Annotated in this window: 15 protein-coding genes; 9 read left to right on the top strand and 6 right to left on the bottom strand. The window is 63.5% G+C overall.

Features of this window, described 5'->3' with window-relative positions; all coding sequences use genetic code 11:
- The first annotated feature begins 186 nt into the window (after positions 1 to 186).
- The gene (gene pnp / locus ACYCVF_RS17830) at positions 187 to 2,349 is read left to right on the top strand and encodes a polyribonucleotide nucleotidyltransferase (RefSeq protein ID WP_459598429.1); all 2,163 of its coding nucleotides are present in this window, start codon (positions 187 to 189) and stop codon (positions 2,347 to 2,349) included.
- Between the two features lie 346 nt (positions 2,350 to 2,695).
- Here pnp and katG read toward each other — a convergent pair whose 3' ends face one another.
- On the bottom strand, positions 2,696 to 4,861 hold the full coding sequence (katG, locus tag ACYCVF_RS17825) for a catalase/peroxidase HPI (RefSeq protein WP_459598427.1): 2,166 nt from the start codon (positions 4,859 to 4,861) through the stop codon (positions 2,696 to 2,698).
- A gap of 113 nt (positions 4,862 to 4,974) precedes the next feature.
- Between katG and ACYCVF_RS17820 the strand changes: the two genes are divergently transcribed.
- The 5 genes from ACYCVF_RS17820 (at position 4,975) to ACYCVF_RS17800 (ending at position 8,959) form a co-directional block, all read left to right on the top strand.
- Positions 4,975 to 5,901 carry a LysR substrate-binding domain-containing protein gene (locus tag ACYCVF_RS17820; RefSeq protein WP_459598425.1) on the top strand — a complete coding sequence of 309 codons (927 nt, stop codon included), beginning with the start codon at positions 4,975 to 4,977 and terminating at the stop codon, positions 5,899 to 5,901.
- A gap of 6 nt (positions 5,902 to 5,907) precedes the next feature.
- Entirely contained in the window at positions 5,908 to 6,372 is a 465-nt protein-coding gene (locus ACYCVF_RS17815) for a GNAT family N-acetyltransferase (protein ID WP_459598423.1), read from the top strand.
- A gap of 91 nt (positions 6,373 to 6,463) precedes the next feature.
- Positions 6,464 to 7,297, top strand: coding sequence for a hypothetical protein (locus ACYCVF_RS17810; protein WP_459598421.1), 834 nt, complete (start codon positions 6,464 to 6,466; stop codon positions 7,295 to 7,297).
- 220 nt (positions 7,298 to 7,517) lie between these two features.
- Positions 7,518 to 8,246, top strand: a complete 729-nt coding sequence (locus ACYCVF_RS17805; protein WP_459606570.1) for a hypothetical protein — start codon at positions 7,518 to 7,520, stop codon at positions 8,244 to 8,246.
- A 116-nt stretch (positions 8,247 to 8,362) separates the two neighbouring features.
- Positions 8,363 to 8,959: a glutathione S-transferase family protein gene (locus ACYCVF_RS17800; RefSeq protein WP_459598417.1), complete on the top strand. Its 597-nt coding sequence runs from the start codon at positions 8,363 to 8,365 to the stop codon at positions 8,957 to 8,959.
- A 50-nt stretch (positions 8,960 to 9,009) separates the two neighbouring features.
- On the opposite strand, the gene fabI is transcribed toward ACYCVF_RS17800, so the two are convergent.
- The 3 genes from fabI to fabA all read right to left on the bottom strand — a co-directional run bounded on the left by fabI (position 9,010) and on the right by fabA (position 11,717).
- Positions 9,010 to 9,810, bottom strand: a complete 801-nt coding sequence (gene fabI, locus ACYCVF_RS17795; RefSeq protein WP_459598415.1) for an enoyl-ACP reductase FabI — start codon at positions 9,808 to 9,810, stop codon at positions 9,010 to 9,012.
- Between the two features lie 122 nt (positions 9,811 to 9,932).
- Positions 9,933 to 11,156, bottom strand: a complete 1,224-nt coding sequence (fabB, locus tag ACYCVF_RS17790; protein ID WP_459598413.1) for a beta-ketoacyl-ACP synthase I — start codon at positions 11,154 to 11,156, stop codon at positions 9,933 to 9,935.
- Positions 11,157 to 11,195: 39 nt separating this feature from the next.
- Positions 11,196 to 11,717 carry a bifunctional 3-hydroxydecanoyl-ACP dehydratase/trans-2-decenoyl-ACP isomerase gene (gene fabA / locus ACYCVF_RS17785; protein ID WP_459598411.1) on the bottom strand — a complete coding sequence of 174 codons (522 nt, stop codon included), beginning with the start codon at positions 11,715 to 11,717 and terminating at the stop codon, positions 11,196 to 11,198.
- A 354-nt stretch (positions 11,718 to 12,071) separates the two neighbouring features.
- On the opposite strand from fabA, the gene irrA reads away from it, so the two are divergent.
- Entirely contained in the window at positions 12,072 to 12,563 is a 492-nt protein-coding gene (gene irrA / locus ACYCVF_RS17780) for an iron response transcriptional regulator IrrA (protein ID WP_028133631.1), read from the top strand.
- 124 nt (positions 12,564 to 12,687) lie between these two features.
- On the opposite strand, the gene ACYCVF_RS17775 is transcribed toward irrA, so the two are convergent.
- Positions 12,688 to 13,218 (bottom strand): SH3 domain-containing protein, encoded by a 531-nt coding sequence (locus ACYCVF_RS17775; RefSeq protein ID WP_459598408.1) that lies wholly within the window; start codon positions 13,216 to 13,218, stop codon positions 12,688 to 12,690.
- Between the two features lie 322 nt (positions 13,219 to 13,540).
- Between ACYCVF_RS17775 and ACYCVF_RS17770 the strand changes: the two genes are divergently transcribed.
- Complete coding sequence (locus tag ACYCVF_RS17770; protein WP_459598406.1) at positions 13,541 to 14,542, top strand: 2-hydroxyacid dehydrogenase; 1,002 nt, start codon at positions 13,541 to 13,543, stop codon at positions 14,540 to 14,542.
- 3 nt (positions 14,543 to 14,545) lie between these two features.
- On the opposite strand, the gene ACYCVF_RS17765 is transcribed toward ACYCVF_RS17770, so the two are convergent.
- Positions 14,546 to 15,457, bottom strand: coding sequence for a LysR family transcriptional regulator (locus ACYCVF_RS17765; protein ID WP_459598404.1), 912 nt, complete (start codon positions 15,455 to 15,457; stop codon positions 14,546 to 14,548).
- 119 nt (positions 15,458 to 15,576) lie between these two features.
- Here ACYCVF_RS17765 and ACYCVF_RS17760 point away from each other — a divergent pair, with 119 nt between their 5' ends.
- Positions 15,577 to 16,584 (top strand): aldo/keto reductase, encoded by a 1,008-nt coding sequence (locus ACYCVF_RS17760; protein WP_459598402.1) that lies wholly within the window; start codon positions 15,577 to 15,579, stop codon positions 16,582 to 16,584.
- Positions 16,585 to 16,591: the final 7 nt, after the last annotated feature.

Below are 16,591 nucleotides of genomic sequence, written 5' to 3'. Positions count from 1 at the left end.
GGCGGCTGGGCACAACGGGCAAGGCGCCCGTATGACCCGAAAGGATGGACGCCATCCGAAATCCAAAAACCATGGCAGGATCGCAGGACGCTGATCATCCGCTCCGATCAGCGCCCCGCAATCTTGCGCATGGTTTTTGTTTTTCGAAGCGTCCCTTCTTTCGAGAACCCATGAAAGAAGACCTCCATGTTCAATAAGCATTCAGTCGAGATCGACTGGGGCGGACGCCCACTCAAGCTCGAAACCGGCAAGATCGCCCGCCAGGCTGACGGCGCCGTCGTCGCCACCTATGGCGAGACCGTGGTGCTCGCCACCGTCGTCGCGGCGAAGGCGCCGCGCGAGGGCGTCGACTTCCTGCCGCTGACCGTCGACTACCAGGAGAAGACCTACGCTGCGGGCCGCATCCCCGGCGGTTATTTCAAGCGCGAGGGCCGTCCGACCGAGAAGGAGACGCTGGTCTCCCGCCTGATCGACCGTCCGATCCGTCCGCTATTCGTCGACGGCTGGCGCAACGAGACCCAGGTGATCGTCACCGTGCTGTCGCACGACATGGAGAACGACCCCGATATCGTCGCGCTGGTCGCGTCGTCGGCAGCGCTGACCCTGTCCGGCGCCCCGTTCAAGGGCCCGATCGGCGCAGCGCGCGTCGGCTTCGCCAATGACGAGTTCATCCTCAACCCGACGCTCGACGAGATGGTCGATACCCAGCTCGACCTCGTCGTCGCCGGCACCGCCGACGCCGTGCTGATGGTGGAATCGGAAGCCAAGGAGCTGAACGAAGACATCATGCTCGGCGCCGTGATGTTCGGTCACCGCCACTTCCAGCCGGTGATCAACGCGATCATCGAGCTCGCCGAGAAGGCCGCCAAGGAACCGCGCGAAGTCACCGTGATCGACAATGCCGCGCTCGAGAAGGAGATGCTCGGCCTGGTCGAGCAGGAGCTGCGCGCCGCCTATGCGATTCCCGTGAAGCAGGATCGCTACGCCGCTGTCGGCAAGGTCAAGGAAAAGGTGATCGCCCATTACTTCCCGGAAGGGCAGGAGCCGAAATACGACAAGCTCCGTATCGCCGGCGTGTTCAAGGAGCTCGAAGCCAAGATCGTTCGCTGGAACATCCTGGACACCGGCAAGCGCATCGACGGCCGTGACAGCAAGACCGTACGCAACATCGTCGCCGAAGTCGGCGTGCTGCCCCGCGCCCACGGCTCGGCGCTGTTCACCCGCGGCGAGACCCAGGCGATGGTCGTGACCACGCTCGGCACCGGCGAGGACGAGCAGTACATCGACGCGTTGTCGGGGACGTACAAGGAGACGTTCCTGCTGCACTACAACTTTCCGCCCTACTCGGTCGGCGAGACCGGCCGCCTCGGCGGCACCAAGCGCCGCGAGATCGGCCACGGCAAGCTGGCCTGGCGCGCAATTCATCCGGTGCTGCCACCGCACCATGAATTTCCCTACACCGTGCGCGTGGTCTCGGAGATCACCGAATCCAACGGCTCCTCGTCGATGGCTTCGGTCTGCGGCGCCTCGCTGGCGCTGATGGATGCGGGCGTGCCGTTGAAGCGGCCGACCGCGGGCATCGCGATGGGCCTGATCCTCGAAGACAAGCGCTTTGCGGTTCTCTCGGACATCCTCGGTGACGAGGACCATCTCGGCGACATGGACTTCAAGGTTGCCGGTACCGAGCAGGGCATCACCTCGCTCCAGATGGACATCAAGATCGAGGGCATCACCGAAGAGATCATGCGAGTCGCCCTGGGCCAAGCCAAGGACGGCCGCATCCACATCCTCGGCGAGATGGCAAAGGCGCTGACCAACGCCCGCGCCGAGCTCGGCGAATATGCGCCGCGCATCGAGACCTTCAAGATCCCGACCGACAAGATCCGCGAAGTGATCGGCACCGGCGGCAAGGTGATCCGCGAGATCGTCGAAAAGACGGGCGCCAAGGTCAACATCGAGGACGACGGCACCGTGAAGGTCGCCTCCAGCGACGGCGAGGCGATGAAGGCCGCGATCAAGTGGATCAAGTCCATCGCGTCCGAGCCGGAAGTTGGCCAGATCTACGACGGCACCGTCGTCAAGGTGATGGAGTTCGGCGCCTTCGTGAACTTCTTCGGCTCCAAGGACGGTCTCGTCCACATCAGCCAGCTCGCTTCGGCGCGCGTGCAGAAGACCTCCGACGTTGTCAAGGAAGGCGACAAGGTCAAGGTCAAGCTGCTCGGCTTCGATGATCGCGGCAAGACCCGCCTCTCCATGAAGGTGGTCGACCAGACCACCGGCGAGGACCTCGAGGCCAAGGAAAAGGCCGCCGAGGGCGAGAATGCCCCGCGCGAAGCGGCCGGCGAGTAGGTTCTCCCACAGCCAGAAACACGAAGGGCGGCCGAGAGGCCGCCCTTTTTGTTGGCCGTTGGCTGCCTGCGTCATCGCAATGGCCGTGCGCGATTCCGCCGCAGTGTCACGGTGACTGCAATCGAAACCGGCGACGGGAGCAGCTGCGTAACTATTCGTACCGCCGCTCGCGTCATCAGCGGATCGTCTCCAGACAGGAGATCCCCATGTCATCCATATCCCGGCGCGCCGTCTCATGTTCGCTGCAACGGCTTCGCCGCGACGCGCACTCGACGTGTGAGGATAATCAGAAACAAAGAAGGGCGGCCTCTCGACCGCCCTTCTATCTATCGCTTGCTGATCGGAATCACGCCACGATGTCGTACCGGTCGAGGTTCATCACCTTGGTCCAAGCCTTGGCGAAGTCCTTGACGAACTTCTCCTTGGAGTCCGAGGTGGCGTAGACCTCGGCGAAGGCGCGGAGCTGCGAGTGTGCGCCGAAGATGAGATCGACACGCGTGCCGGTCCACTTCACCGCGTTGGTCTTGCGGTCACGCCCCTCATAGGCGCCATCAGCCGACGGCGTCCACTGCGTGCTCATGTCGAGAAGGTTGACGAAGTAGTCGTTGCTCAGCGTGCCCACCTTCGACGTGAGGACGCCGTGCTTCGAACCGTTCGCATTGGCACCGAGCACACGCAGGCCGCCGACCAGCACCGTCATCTCCGGACCGGTCAGCCTCAGCAACTGCGCGCGATCGACCAGAGCCTCTTCCTCCTGCATGAACTGATGCCGCTTGCCGATGTAGTTGCGGAAACCGTCGGCCCGCGGCTCCAGCGGCGCGAAGGAGGCGGCATCGGTCTGCTCCTGCGACGCATCCATCCGACCCGGCGTGAAGCCAACCTTCACATCGACGCCTGCGTCCTTTGCCGCCTTCTCGACCGCGGCGGTACCGCCGAGCACGATCAGGTCCGCCAGCGAGACCTTCTTGGCGCCGGACGACGCGTTGAAGTCCTTCTGGATCGCTTCGAGCTTGCCGAGCACCTTGGCGAGCTGAGCCGGCTCGTTGACCTCCCAATCCTTCTGCGGGGCAAGACGGATGCGTGCGCCGTTGGCGCCGCCGCGCTTGTCGGAGCCGCGGAACGTCGAGGCCGACGCCCAGGCGGTCGAGACCAGCTCGGACACCGAGAGGCCGGAGCCCAGGATCTTCGTCTTCAGGGCGGCAATGTCCTGATCGCTAACCAGCTCGTGATTCACCGCCGGAATCGGATCCTGCCAGATCAGCGTCTCCTTCGGCACCAGCGGGCCGAGATAGCGGTGGATCGGACCCATGTCGCGATGGGTGAGCTTGAACCAGGCGCGGGCGAAGGCGTCCGCGAACTGATCCGGGTTTTCAAGGAAGCGCCGGGAGATTTTCTCGTAAGCCGGGTCGAAACGCAGCGAGAGATCCGTCGTCAGCATCGTCGGCCGATGCTTCTTCGACTTGTCGAAAGCATCGGGGATGATCGCCTCGGCGTTCTTGGCCGTCCACTGCTGCGCACCAGCCGGGCTCTTCGTCAGCTCCCATTCGAAATTGAACAGGTTCTCGAAGAAGTTGTTGCTCCACTTCGTGGGCGTCGTCGTCCACGTCACCTCGAGGCCGCTGGTGATGGAATCAGCACCCAGGCCCGACCCATGCGTGCTCTTCCAGCCGAGGCCCTGATCTTCCAGCGCGCCCGCTTCCGGCTCCGGGCCGACCAGCGACGGATCGCCGGCGCCGTGAGTCTTGCCGAAGCTGTGGCCACCGGCGATCAGCGCGACGGTCTCTTCGTCGTTCATCGCCATGCGGGCGAACGTCTCGCGAATGTCCTTGGCCGCAGCGACCGGATCCGGCTTGCCGTTCGGCCCCTCCGGATTGACGTAGATGAGGCCCATCTGCACCGCACCGAGCGGCTCGGCGAGCTGACGTTCACCGCTGTAGCGCTCATCGCCCAGCCAGGTGCCTTCAGGGCCCCAATAGAGCTCTTCCGGCTCCCAGACGTCGACGCGACCGCCGGCGAAACCAAAGGTCTTGAAGCCCATTGATTCCAGCGCGACGTTGCCGGCGAGCACCATCAGATCGGCCCAGGAAATCTTGCGGCCATATTTCTGCTTGATCGGCCACAGCAGACGGCGCGCCTTGTCGAGGTTGGCGTTGTCGGGCCAGCTGTTGAGCGGCGCGAAACGCTGCTGACCGGCCCCGGCGCCACCGCGGCCGTCGGTGATGCGGTAAGTGCCCGCACTGTGCCAGGCCATGCGGATCATGAGACCGCCATAGTGACCGAAATCGGCCGGCCACCATTCCTGCGAGTCCGTCATTAAAGCGGTCAGGTCCTTGATGACCGCATTCAGGTCGAGCGACTTGAACTCCTTGGCGTAATCGAAGTCCTTGTCCATCGGATCCGATTTGTCCGAGTTCTTGTGCAGGACCTCGATGTTGAGCTGGGTTGGCCACCAGTCGCGGTTCGCGCGCGTCGGTTTGCCGCCCGAAAACGGGCACTTCGAAGTGTCGTCCATGAATACCTCCTCTGGTGGCGTCGACTTGCGCCTTGGACCAGGTAGAACCACTCTAAGCGTCGCATTCGATCAGGTAAAGTTGACTTTAATGATCGCTGCGATAGGATTTTCTGATGATCAATGTGACGCTGCGCCAGCTCCGGTATTTCGATGCGCTGGCGCGTCATGGCCATTTCGGCCGTGCAGCCGAGTCCTGCTCCATCTCGCAACCGGCCTTGTCGATGCAGATCAAGGAGTTGGAGGAGGCGCTCGGCGGCCTGTTGCTGGAGCGCAGCGCGCGCCAGGTGGCGCTGACCCGGTTTGGCGAGGAACTCGCACAGCGGGTCCGTGACATCTTACGCTCGGTCGATGAGCTCGGCGATTTCGCGCGGGCATCGCAGGACCGTTTCGCCGGCCGGCTGCGCATTGGCATGATCCCGACCATCGCGCCCTATCTCCTGCCCAAGATCACCAAGAATCTCACGCGCATGCATCCGGAGCTCGACATCCGGGTGCGCGAAACCATGACCCCGCGGCTGATCCAGGAACTCGTGGAAGGGCGCCTCGACACCGCCATCGTCGCGCTGCCGGTCTCGGAGCCCTCGCTCACCGAGGTCGCTCTGTTCGAAGAGAAATTCCTGCTGGTACGGCCGGGCTCCGACGAGGGGAGCCCAGTGCCGTCGCGGGAGATGATGCGCGAGATGCGGCTCCTGCTGCTCGAGGAGGGGCACTGCTTCCGCGACCAGGCACTCTCCTTCTGCAACATGCAGTCGGCGCCCCCGCGCGAGATGCTGGATGCGAACTCGCTGTCGACGCTGGTGCAGATGGTCAGCGCCGGCATCGGCGTGACGCTGATCCCGGAGATGGCTGTGCCGGTCGAGACGCGATCGGCCTCGGTCTCGCTGGCGCGCTTCCGCGATCCCGAGCCGTTCCGCACCATCGGCATGGTCTGGCGCAAGACCAGCCCGTTGGCACGGCAACTGCTGCAGATTTCCGAGGTGGTCTGTCTGTCGGCCGGCAAGGTGCGCGCGCACCAATCCGTGCGCAGCCACCGGCCTTGAGCGACGATGTCGCATCCGATCATCCGCGCCGCCCGCCCCGAGGAGTATGACGAGATCGGCCGCGTCTGGATGGAGAGCTGGGTCTCGACCGGGCTTGCCGAAGCGAGCGACTTCCTCCTGGCCAACCTGCGTGCACGCATCAGGCGCGAAATCGCGGACGGCTGGAGCCTGTTCGTCGCCGACGATCGCGGCACGATCGCCGCGATGCTGGCACTGCATCTGCCCAAACTCTATCTCGACATGCTCTTCGTTGCGCCCGCCTATCAGGGGCAATCGCTCGGACGGAAGCTGCTCGCCTTCACGCGCACGCAAATGCCGGAGGAGATGTACCTGCGGTGCGTCCGCGAGAATGAGAAGGCCTGGCGCTGGTACGAACGCGAAGGTTTTGTGTTCGAGAAGGAGGAGGTCGAACCGTCGAACGGGTTCGTGATGAAGTACTACCGGTGGAAGCGGCAACGGCCGGCCGGATAGGCAGCAACACGCGGGTGCAGCTTGCGGTTGTCACCGTCCTAATCTAGGGTGGCGTGATCGATATTCTCCCGCTGCTGATACCCTGGAATCCATGATTCGATTTGCTGCTCCCGCGATCGTTTTGCTGTCTTCTCTAGCTCTGGCAGCAGCTCAAACTCCTCCTGCGACCACCGCGCCACCCACGCCTCCCTCAAAGCCGACCGTCAAGAAAGCGGCGACGAAGCCGAAAGCTGCGGCAGTCAAACCGGCCGAGCAGATGAACAGCGGTCCGTGCCGTCTCGGCGTAATCTCGGCAATCGGCGAGCATTACTCCGTACAGAAGTTCGGCGTCACAATCTTCGAGGCGGAAGCAAAAGAGGTCCCGATCGACTGGGGCCTCGATGATCTCGTTTTTACGCGCGTGCGCGCGGCAACGAACAACGATTCCTCGATACGCAGGATCGCTTATCCCAAGGGCGCCTTCGATCCCTTCTATCATGCGAAGGCGATCTTCATCCCGGACCCCAAAGAGACTCTGCCGGTGATCGTGAAGGGGTTCACCGCGAATGCGAATTGCGATCGCTATCTCGTCGCAACCACTTTCAAGACGAAGCTGCCGAACTCGAACATGACGCTGAACGGCATCGGCACCTACAACCAGGGGCTCGGCAGCTTGATTCGACACTCACACCTTTTCGCCAATGTCGCGATCACGCTGATTGACGGCCGCAGCTACGAACAGATCAAGCGTCCCCTTACGGATATCGGCGCGAACCTCGCCACTAGCATGCGTCTGTTTGAAGACCCGATCACGAAGCTCGACAATTCGCTGTTCCCAGATCCGCCCGAGACAGCTTCGACCAACGCGGCGTTGCGCGAGAGAACGCGTGCGCTCGTCTTAGAAAGGCTCGACCGGAGCCTCCCCGGCTATCTAAAGGAAGAGTAAGCTCCTTTGCCGACGCGAGGCGACAAAGGATCAAGTTTGGCTGCGCCTGCGAACACAGCCGTTCAGCATCATCGCCCGACTGCTCGTCATTGTGATTGTCCTGTGGTGTTTTTCCACTCAGGCGCGGGCACAAGCCCAACCGGAGACAGGACAACCAACTGTCAAACAAGCCAATGGCAAGCTAGGCACTCGGCGTGAATCGACGGGCAGGCCCGTTCCCGTGGCCGGCGGCTCGTGCGACTTCGGTGTCGTCGTCACCACCGGCGGTGAGTTCACCGTGCAGACAACCAGCCTGACCATATTTCAGAACAAGAAGACGGTGGTCCCGATCCCAGGCTGGGGACTGAGCGATCTGATCTTCGCGCGGGCTCGCGCCGCGATCCCTGTCGGCGCGATCGTTCTGAGAATCCCCTACAGCCCGGCGAAATTTCCTCCCCGCGATGAGTCAAAGGACACGTTGAAAGGCGGGTTGATCCGCGATCCCAACGCGGAGCTGGCCGGATACATGCGCGAGGCCGTGAAAGGAACGAATTGCCGGCACTACATCCAGATCCTCAATGCAATCAGTCCGATCGGGTCATCAAGCTATACGGTCCGCGGCTTCGGCATCCTCAACCAGGATGTGGTGCTCGGGCGTCGCATCTTTCTCCACGCCCTGGCGTTTATCCGTATCTTTGACGGGCGCGACTTTGCCATCGTCAGACAGAGCTCTGCGCTGATCCACCTGGATCATTCGCTGGCGGTGCAGAGGTTTTTGGGCAAGCTCGTCGGCGGCCCTTATCGCGAGTTGCCCGCAGAATCGTTTCCAACGCGCCCTGAAGATGCCGCCGACCATCCCGCACTGCACGACGGCGTGCGCGCCATGCTGGCGGAAAGCCTCGACAAGACGTTGCCGCTTTTGCTTGGACGTCGACCGGCAGAGCGCCAAAGCGACACCGGAGAACGTTGACCCACATGTCGTTTGCGTTGGTTGGCTTCAACCTAGGCGTAGAGCGTTGCGGATGCGCGGCAAACGCGGCATGAATTGCGCCCTGTTCGCCTCTCGCCTCCGGAAGGTTCCGCCCCATGATCAAGCTCTACTGGTCGCCCCGCTCGCGCTCCTTCACGACGCTCTGGCTGATGGAAGAAAGCGGCCTGCCCTATGAGCGCGTGCTGACCGACATTTCGACCGGAGCGCAGAAGGCGCCGGATTATCTGAAGATCAATCCGATGGGAAAGGTGCCGGCGCTGACCGATGGAGACGCCGCGCTCGGGGAAGCTGCGGCCATCTGCGCCTACATCGCCGACCGCTATCCGGAGACCAAGCTCGCGCCCGCCGTCACCGATCCGCTCCGTGCGCGCTATCTGCAATGGCTGTTCTTCTCGCCCGGCTGCATCGAGCCGGCCATCATCCAGATCTTCACCAAGATCGAGATCCCGACCTCGACCGCGGCGTGGGGCAGTGCGACGCAGGTGTTCGACGTGCTGGAAGCCGCGCTCGACAAGGGGCCGTGGATTCTCGGCGAGGAATTTTCCGCGGCGGACATCGCGGTCGGCGCCGGCCTGAATTTCGCGGTGCGCCTGTTCAAGATGGTGCCGTCGCGCCCGGCCTTCGATGCCTATCTCGCGCGCTGCATGGCGCGCCCGGCGTTCCAGCGTGCGGAGAAGATCGCGGCAGGTTAGAGCATGATCGGAAAAGTGTGCAGCCGCTTTCCGAAAGGTCATGCTCCCATCTAGTCTTCCGTCTTCAAATCGTCCGGCCTCGGCATCAGGATGACGTTGTAGCCGGAATCCACGTAGTGGATCTCGCCGGTCACGCCGCCGGAGAGATCCGACAACAGATACAGCGCCGATCCGCCGAGGTCGTCGAGCGTGACGCCGCGACGAAGCGGCGAGTGCTTCTGCATGAAGGCGAACATCGCCCGCGCCTCGCCGATGCCGGAGCCGGCGAGCGTGCGGATGGGGCCGGCGGAGATCGCGTTGACGCGGATTCCGCGCGGTCCGAAATCGGAAGCGAGATAGCGCACGGAGGCTTCCAGCGCCGCCTTTGCCACGCCCATCACGTTGTAATTCGGCATCGCGCGCTCCGACGCGCCGAACGTCAGCGTGATCATGCTGCCGCCTTCCGTCATCAGTTCGGCGGCGCGTTTTGCGACTTCGGTGAACGAGAAGCAGGAGATCACCATGGTGCGCGAAAAATTCTCGCGGCTGGTGTCGGCGTAGCGGCCCTTCAGCTCGTTCTTGTCGGCGAAACCGATCGCGTGGATCACGAAGTCGAGGCGGCCCCATTTGTCGCGGAGCGCCGCGAAGGTGGCATCGACACTGGCGATGTCCTCGACGTCGCAAGGCAGCACCAGATCCACGCCGAGTTGCTCCGCCAGCGGCTTGACGCGCTTGCCGAGGGCGTCGCCCTGGAAGGTGAAGGCAAGCTCGGCACCATGGGCATGCAGCGTCTTCGCCATGCCCCAGGCGATCGAATGATCATTGGCGATGCCCATGATCAGACCGCGCTTGCCTTTCATCAAACCTTCCATCTCACCATCACCTTCCGCTTCGCCGTGGCCGGGCTCATCGCTTCGATGCTTGAGGCCAAGACGTGGATGGCCGGGACGAGCCCGGCCATGACGAGAAAATCAACAGTGCAGCCAACAAGGCGTCACGCATCCAGCCGGCTGAACACCAGCGTGGCGTTGGTGCCGCCGAAGCCGAAGGAGTTCGACAGCGCGGTGCCGATCTTGACGTTGTCGATGCGCTTGCGCACGATCGGCATGTCGGCGAACACAGGATCGAGCTCCTGGATGTGCGCACTCTCGCAGATGAAGCCGTTATTCATCATCAGTAGCGAATAGATCGCCTCCTGCACGCCTGTTGCGCCCAGCGAGTGGCCGGTCAGCGCCTTGGTCGCCGAGATCGGCGGGCACTTCTCGCCGACGCCGAATACTTTTCGGATCGCCTCGATTTCCGGCGGATCGCCGGCGGGCGTCGATGTCGCGTGCGGATTGATGTAGTCGACCTTGGTCTTCACCGTCGACATCGCCATGCGCATGCAGCGCTCGGCGCCTTCGCCCGACGGCGCCACCATGTCGTGGCCGTCCGAGGTCGCGCCGTAGCCGACGATCTCGCCATAGATGCGCGCGCCGCGCGCCTTGGCATGCTCGAGCTCTTCGAGCACCAGCACGCCAGCGCCGCCGGCGATGACGAAGCCGTCGCGATTGACGTCGTAGGGGCGCGAGGCCGTGGCCGGCGTGTCGTTGTACTTCGAGGACATCGCGCCCATGGCGTCGAACAGCACCGACAACGACCAGTCCAGCTCCTCGCAGCCGCCTGCGAAAATGATGTCCTGCTTGCCGATCTGGATGGTCTCATAGGCGTTGCCGACGCAATGGTTCGACGTCGCGCAGGCCGAGGAGATCGAATAGTTCACGCCCTTGATCTTGAACCAGGTCGCGAGCGTCGCGGAAGCCGTGGAGGACATCGCCTTCGGCACCGCAAACGGGCCGACGCGCTTTGGTCCCTTGGAGCGGGTGATGTCGGCAGCTTCGACGATCGTGCGCGCCGAGGGACCGCCGGAGCCCATGATGATGCCGGTGCGGATATTGGAGACTTCGTCTGGCGACAGGCCGGAGTCCTGGATCGCCTGCTCCATCGCGACGTGATTCCACGCCGCACCCTGACCGAGGAAACGCATCGCGCGGCGATCGACCACCGTCGAGGGATCGAGCGTCGGCTCACCTTGCACCTGCGAACGGAAGCCCAGCTCGGCGTATTTCTCAGCCCGCGAAATGCCCGACTTCGCCTCGTGAAGGCTCGCAAGCACTTCCTGGGTGTTGTTTCCGATGGACGAGACGATGCCCATTCCGGTGACCACAACCCGCCTCATGACAGCCTCGCCTCAATCGTTGCCTTCTTGGTGATGCGTTCAGCCCAGGTTCGTGCCTTGCTTGAACAGGCCGACCTTCAGATCCTTGGCGCGATAAATAATCTGGTCATCGACCGAAAGCCACCCGTCGGCAATCCCGAGCACCAGCTTTGCCCGCATCACGCGTTTGATATCGACGTTGTACACAACCTTGCGGGCCTCGGTCAGCACCTGGCCGCCGAACTTCAGCTCGCTGAGGCCAAGCGCGCGGCCCCGGCCTTCGCCGCCGATCCAGCCGAGATAAAAGCCGACCATCTGCCACAACGCATCGAGGCCAAGGCAGCCGGGCATCACCGGATCGTTCTTGAAGTGGCAGCCGAAGAACCACAGGTCAGGTTTGACGTCGAGCTCGGCGCGCACGAGGCCCTTGCCGAACTCACCGCCATTGTCGGTGATTTCAGTGATGCGGTCGAACATCAGCATCGGCGGCAACGGCAGCTGGGCATTGCCCGGGCCGAACATCTCGCCGCGGCCACAGGCCAGCAGATCTTCGTATTCGTAACCGTTACGCCTGTTCAGCATTCACTAGCCTCTGTTCAAATCCCGGTTGAGCGGCGTTCTTTGGCGAAAACGGGCCCCGTCTCGATCGGAAAGCAACGCCAACTGCCACCGCCGGCCGCGACTTGCGCAAACTCCCGGATGGATTGCGCGCCAAGCCCCCAAGGCCGGCTGCACCAACATCGGCTGAGCGGAACCGCGCGCTCTCTAACACAGGCCATTTCAGGTAGCAAAGCGCATGCATGAAGGTAAAATGACGCGCTGGTCGCGCAGTTCCAAGCCTGATTAGAACCTCTCTAGTTGCGAGAAACTTGCATCTGCATCTTTCTGTTCTTATATTACAGAGAGATATTGTTCACGCGTGCCCGAAATCTGGAAATGACCGAGAATACCGCGTCCCATCACGACGACGACGTTCATGCCGCGGCCCTCCTGTCCGGCCGCCAGCCGGCCTTGACCGGCTGCCCCTGGCACGACGTCAACGAAATGCTCCAGTCCGCGGGGCTCCGTCCGACGCGCCAGCGCATGGCGCTCGGCTGGTTGCTGTTCGGGAAGGGGGCTCGTCACCTCACGGCTGAAATGCTGTACGAGGAAGCTACGCTGGCCAAGGTCCCGGTGTCGCTGGCGACCGTCTACAACACGCTGAACCAGCTCACCGATGCCGGCCTGCTCCGCCAGGTCAGCGTCGACGGCACCAAGACCTATTTCGACACCAACGTCACCACCCACCACCACTACTACCTCGAGAACAGCCACGAACTGGTCGACATCGAGGATCCGCATCTGGCGCTGTCCAAGATGCCCGAGGTGCCCGAGGGTTACGAGATCGCGCGCATCGACATGGTCGTGCGCCTGCGCAAGAAGCGCTGAGATCGATCCGAAACTGCTGAATTCGTCGTCATGGCCGGGCTTGTCCCGGCCATCCACGTTTTTGGACCACGCGCGAAGTCCGTGGAAGCCCGGGCATGACGGGGAGCAGCTCGCCTCTACCGCGTCAATTCACCTGCTCGTCCGAATAGACGCCCCAGAGGCGCTCCTGCTGGATCCAGCCGTCAAAACCGTTGCCGGTGACGCGACACCAGTTTGCGGTGCATTTCTTCACCTGCGTGACGACACCGGCCTGGAGCTTTGCCGCAACCGCGCTGTCGGGATCGGGCCGGTCATAGATCGGGGCGAGGTCGTCCTTGTGCTTCATGGTGACGACCGCGGTGCGGCGGCCAGACAATAGCGAGTGATAGACCCAGCCCTCGGCTCCTTCGGAATCGCGCACCCTGCGCCAGTTCTCGAATTCGGCGGTGATTTCGACCGGCAGGCCGGCACGGGTGTAGACCCAGGCGACGTCATTGTCCTTGGTTGGGCCGGCGCGGACGTTCACGTGATCCGATTTGAGGCTGACATAGCGCGGCACCGGCAAGCCGCTGGCGGTCTGCGGGGTGTTGTCCTTCGCCGAATGCGAGGGGCTGACCGAGGCACTCAACCAGGTGCAAACGAGCGCCACCACCGAACAGAAACGCCCCAACGCCATCAACCCGTCTCCTGTCGAAGACCCGGCCAGGCCGGATCCTCACTCCAATTCCAAACCCTGCCGCGTCTGCCCCTTCTCCCCGCCCCACGCGGGTTCCAAGCCTTGAGCCGTGGTTCTTGTCTTGGCCCGGCCTTCTGCTAGAGAGGACGAGCACTTGAACAACCAGTTTGCCCCGATTTTCCGGCCGGAAATGTCGGGAGAGCTTGGAGGAAACGCCGGGGACGGACACGGCAAGGGCAGTGTCGAACAACCGGGTTAATGAGGCCTCAACGACCAGCCTTTGGGGACAGAGGCGGCCTGCGACGCCCCATGAGAGCAGGACATGTCGGTGAAGAAAAAGCCCCTCGTCGTGGTGACGCGCAAGCTGCCGGATTCGATCGAGACGCGAATGCGCGAGCTGTTCGATGCGCGGATCAATCTCGAGGACACGCCGATGTCGGCCGAGCAGATCGCGGAAGCCGCGCGCACCGCCGATGTGCTGGTTCCCACCGTGACCGATCACATCAGCGCCGACGTGGTGAACCAGCCCGACTGCAAGCTCCGCCTGATCGCCAATTTCGGTAACGGCGTCGACAATATCGACGTTGCGGCCGCCCATGCCCGCGGCATCACGGTCACCAATACGCCGAAGGTTCTGACCGAAGACACCGCGGACATGACCATGGCGCTGATCCTCGCTGTGCCCAGGCGGATGATCGAAGGCGCCTCGATCCTGACCGAAGGAAAGCCCTGGGCGGGCTGGTCGCCGACCTGGATGCTCGGCCACCGCATCGGCGGCAAGCGCCTCGGCATCATCGGCATGGGCCGCATCGGCCAGGCGGTGGCGCGCCGCGCCCGCGCCTTCGGCCTGCAGATCCACTATCACAACCGCCGCCCCGTCGCGCCTGTCATCGCCGAAGAGCTGGGCGCGACCTATTGGGAAAGCCTCGACCAGATGCTGGCGCGGATGGACATCATCTCGGTGAATTGTCCGCACACGCCGGCGACCTATCACCTGCTCTCGGCGCGGCGGCTGAAGCTGATCCGCAAGGACGCCTACATCGTCAACACCGCGCGCGGCGGGGTGACCGACGAGGACACGTTGATCAAGCTGATCGAAGGCGGCGAGATTGCCGGCGCCGGCCTCGACGTCTACGAGCACGAGCCCGCCGTCAACCCGAAACTCGTGCGGCTCGCCAAGGCCGGCAAGGTAACGCTGCTGCCGCATATGGGCTCGGCCACGATCGAGGGCCGCGTCGAGATGGGCGAGAAGGTAATCATCAACATCCGCACCTTCCTCGACGCCCACAAGCCGCCGGATCGCGTGCTGCCGAGCATGCTCTGAGGCTTACGTCCCGCGTCCTTCCCGCTTGCGCCAATCCGCGACGAAATCGATGAACGCACGAAGCGCAGGCGGGGTCTGGCGGCGGCTTGGATAGTACAGGAACGGTCCGGGAAACGGCTCGCACCAATCCTCCATGAGGCTGACCAGCGCGCCGGACTTCACGGCGTCATGCACGTAGCCATCGAGCGTTGCCCACACGCCGACGCCGTCGAGCGCAGCGCGCATGGCAAGGCTCATATTGGTCGAGATCAGCTTGGCCGGCGGGTCGACCTTCATGATCTGCCCGTTCTTCTCGAACTCCCAATCGTGCATGACGCCGCTCGAATAGCGGGCGCGGATGCAGTCATGGTCGAGAAGATCCTTCGGATGCTTCGGCTTGCCGCGGCGCGTGAGGTACGCAGGCGAGGCCACGATGCCGTAATGCTGCGGACCACTCAGGGGGACCGCAACCATGTCCTGCGCGAGGTGCTCGCCGTAACGGACGCCGGCATCAAAACCGGCGCTGATGATGTCGACGAACCCGCTCTCGGAAACGACGTCGAGATCGACCTGCGGATGTGCCGCCAGAAACGGCCCGACCATCGGCGCCAGCACCAGATCGACCGCCGGCGGGGGTGCGTTGATGCGGAGGCGGCCCGAGGCGACCTCGCGCAGCCCGCGCACCTGATCCAGGGCATCGCCGACATCGCGCAAGGCCGGGGCGACGCGCGACAGCAGCAATTCGCCCGCTTCGGTCAGCGCGACGCTGCGCGTGGTGCGGTTCATCAGGCGGACGCCGAGGCGCTCCTCCAGGTCCCGGAGCCGCTGGCTAAGACTTGATACCGACACCCGAATTTCGACCGCCGCACGCCGGAAATTGCGGGTGCGGGCGACCGCCATGAAGACGTCGAGATCGCGCAGGTCAGGCTCGGCCATTGTTCGCTAGTGTGAACAAGCCATTCCGGATTGTCCAGCTTATCGGCGCAATCGCTCGGGCGCATATCTGCCCTCGTCACGCGGCGCAATCAGCCGCCGCCTTTTCGAGGAGAGCCATCATGGAACAGCGAAAACTCGGTTCAACCGGCCCCACCGTCTCGAGCATCGGTCTCGGCTGCATGGCCATGTCGGACGCCTATGGTCCTTCCGATCGCGGCGAGAGCATCGCCACCATCCAAGCGGCGCTCGATGCGGGCATCACGCTGCTCGACACCGGCGACTTCTACGCCATGGGCCACAATGAGATGCTGATCCGTGAGGCGCTGAAGAACGTTTCACGCGAGAAGGTGCGGATCAGCGTCAAGTTCGGCGCGCTGCGCGGCCCCACCGGCGACTTCATCGACATGGACTGCCGGCCGGCCGCAACCAAGAACTTCCTCGCCTATTCGCTGCAGCGGCTCGGCACCGACCATGTCGACATCTATCGTCCGGCGCGGCTCGATCCAAACGTTCCCATCGAAGAGACCGTCGGCGGCCTCGCCGATCTCGTGAAGGCCGGCTACGTCAGGAATATCGGTCTGTCCGAGGTCGGCTCCGACACCATCCGCCGCGCGCATGCCGTGCATCCGATCGCCGATCTCCAGATCGAATATTCGCTGATCGAACGCGGCATCGAGCGCGACATCCTCAAGACCTGCCGCGAGCTCGGCATCGGTATCACCGCCTACGGCGTCTTGGCGCGCGGCCTGATCAGCGGTCACTGGTCGAAGGATTCGGGCAAGGCCGGCAAGGACTATCGGCTGATGACGCCGCGCTTCCAGGGCGCGAACCTCGATGCCAATCTCGCGCTGGTCGAATCGCTGCGCACGATAGCGAACGACGTCGGCGCGACGCCGGCGCAAGTCGCGATCGCCTGGACTGCGGCGCAGGGCCCGGACATCGTGCCGTTGGTCGGCGCCCGCACCCGCGACCGTCTGGTCGAAGCGATCGGCGCGACCGAGGTAACGCTGACGCAAGCTCACCTCGCCGCGTTGGAGAAAGCCTTCCCGCCGGATGTCGCCGCCGGCACGCGTTACACGGCGGAGCAGATGGCCCATCTCGACAGCGAGAAGCCGGCCACCAAGTAAGGGCGGC

Source organism: Bradyrhizobium cedriense, from assembly GCF_054602315.1.
Note: the sequence above shows the minus strand (reverse complement) of the source record. Positions and strands in the feature narration are given on the sequence as shown.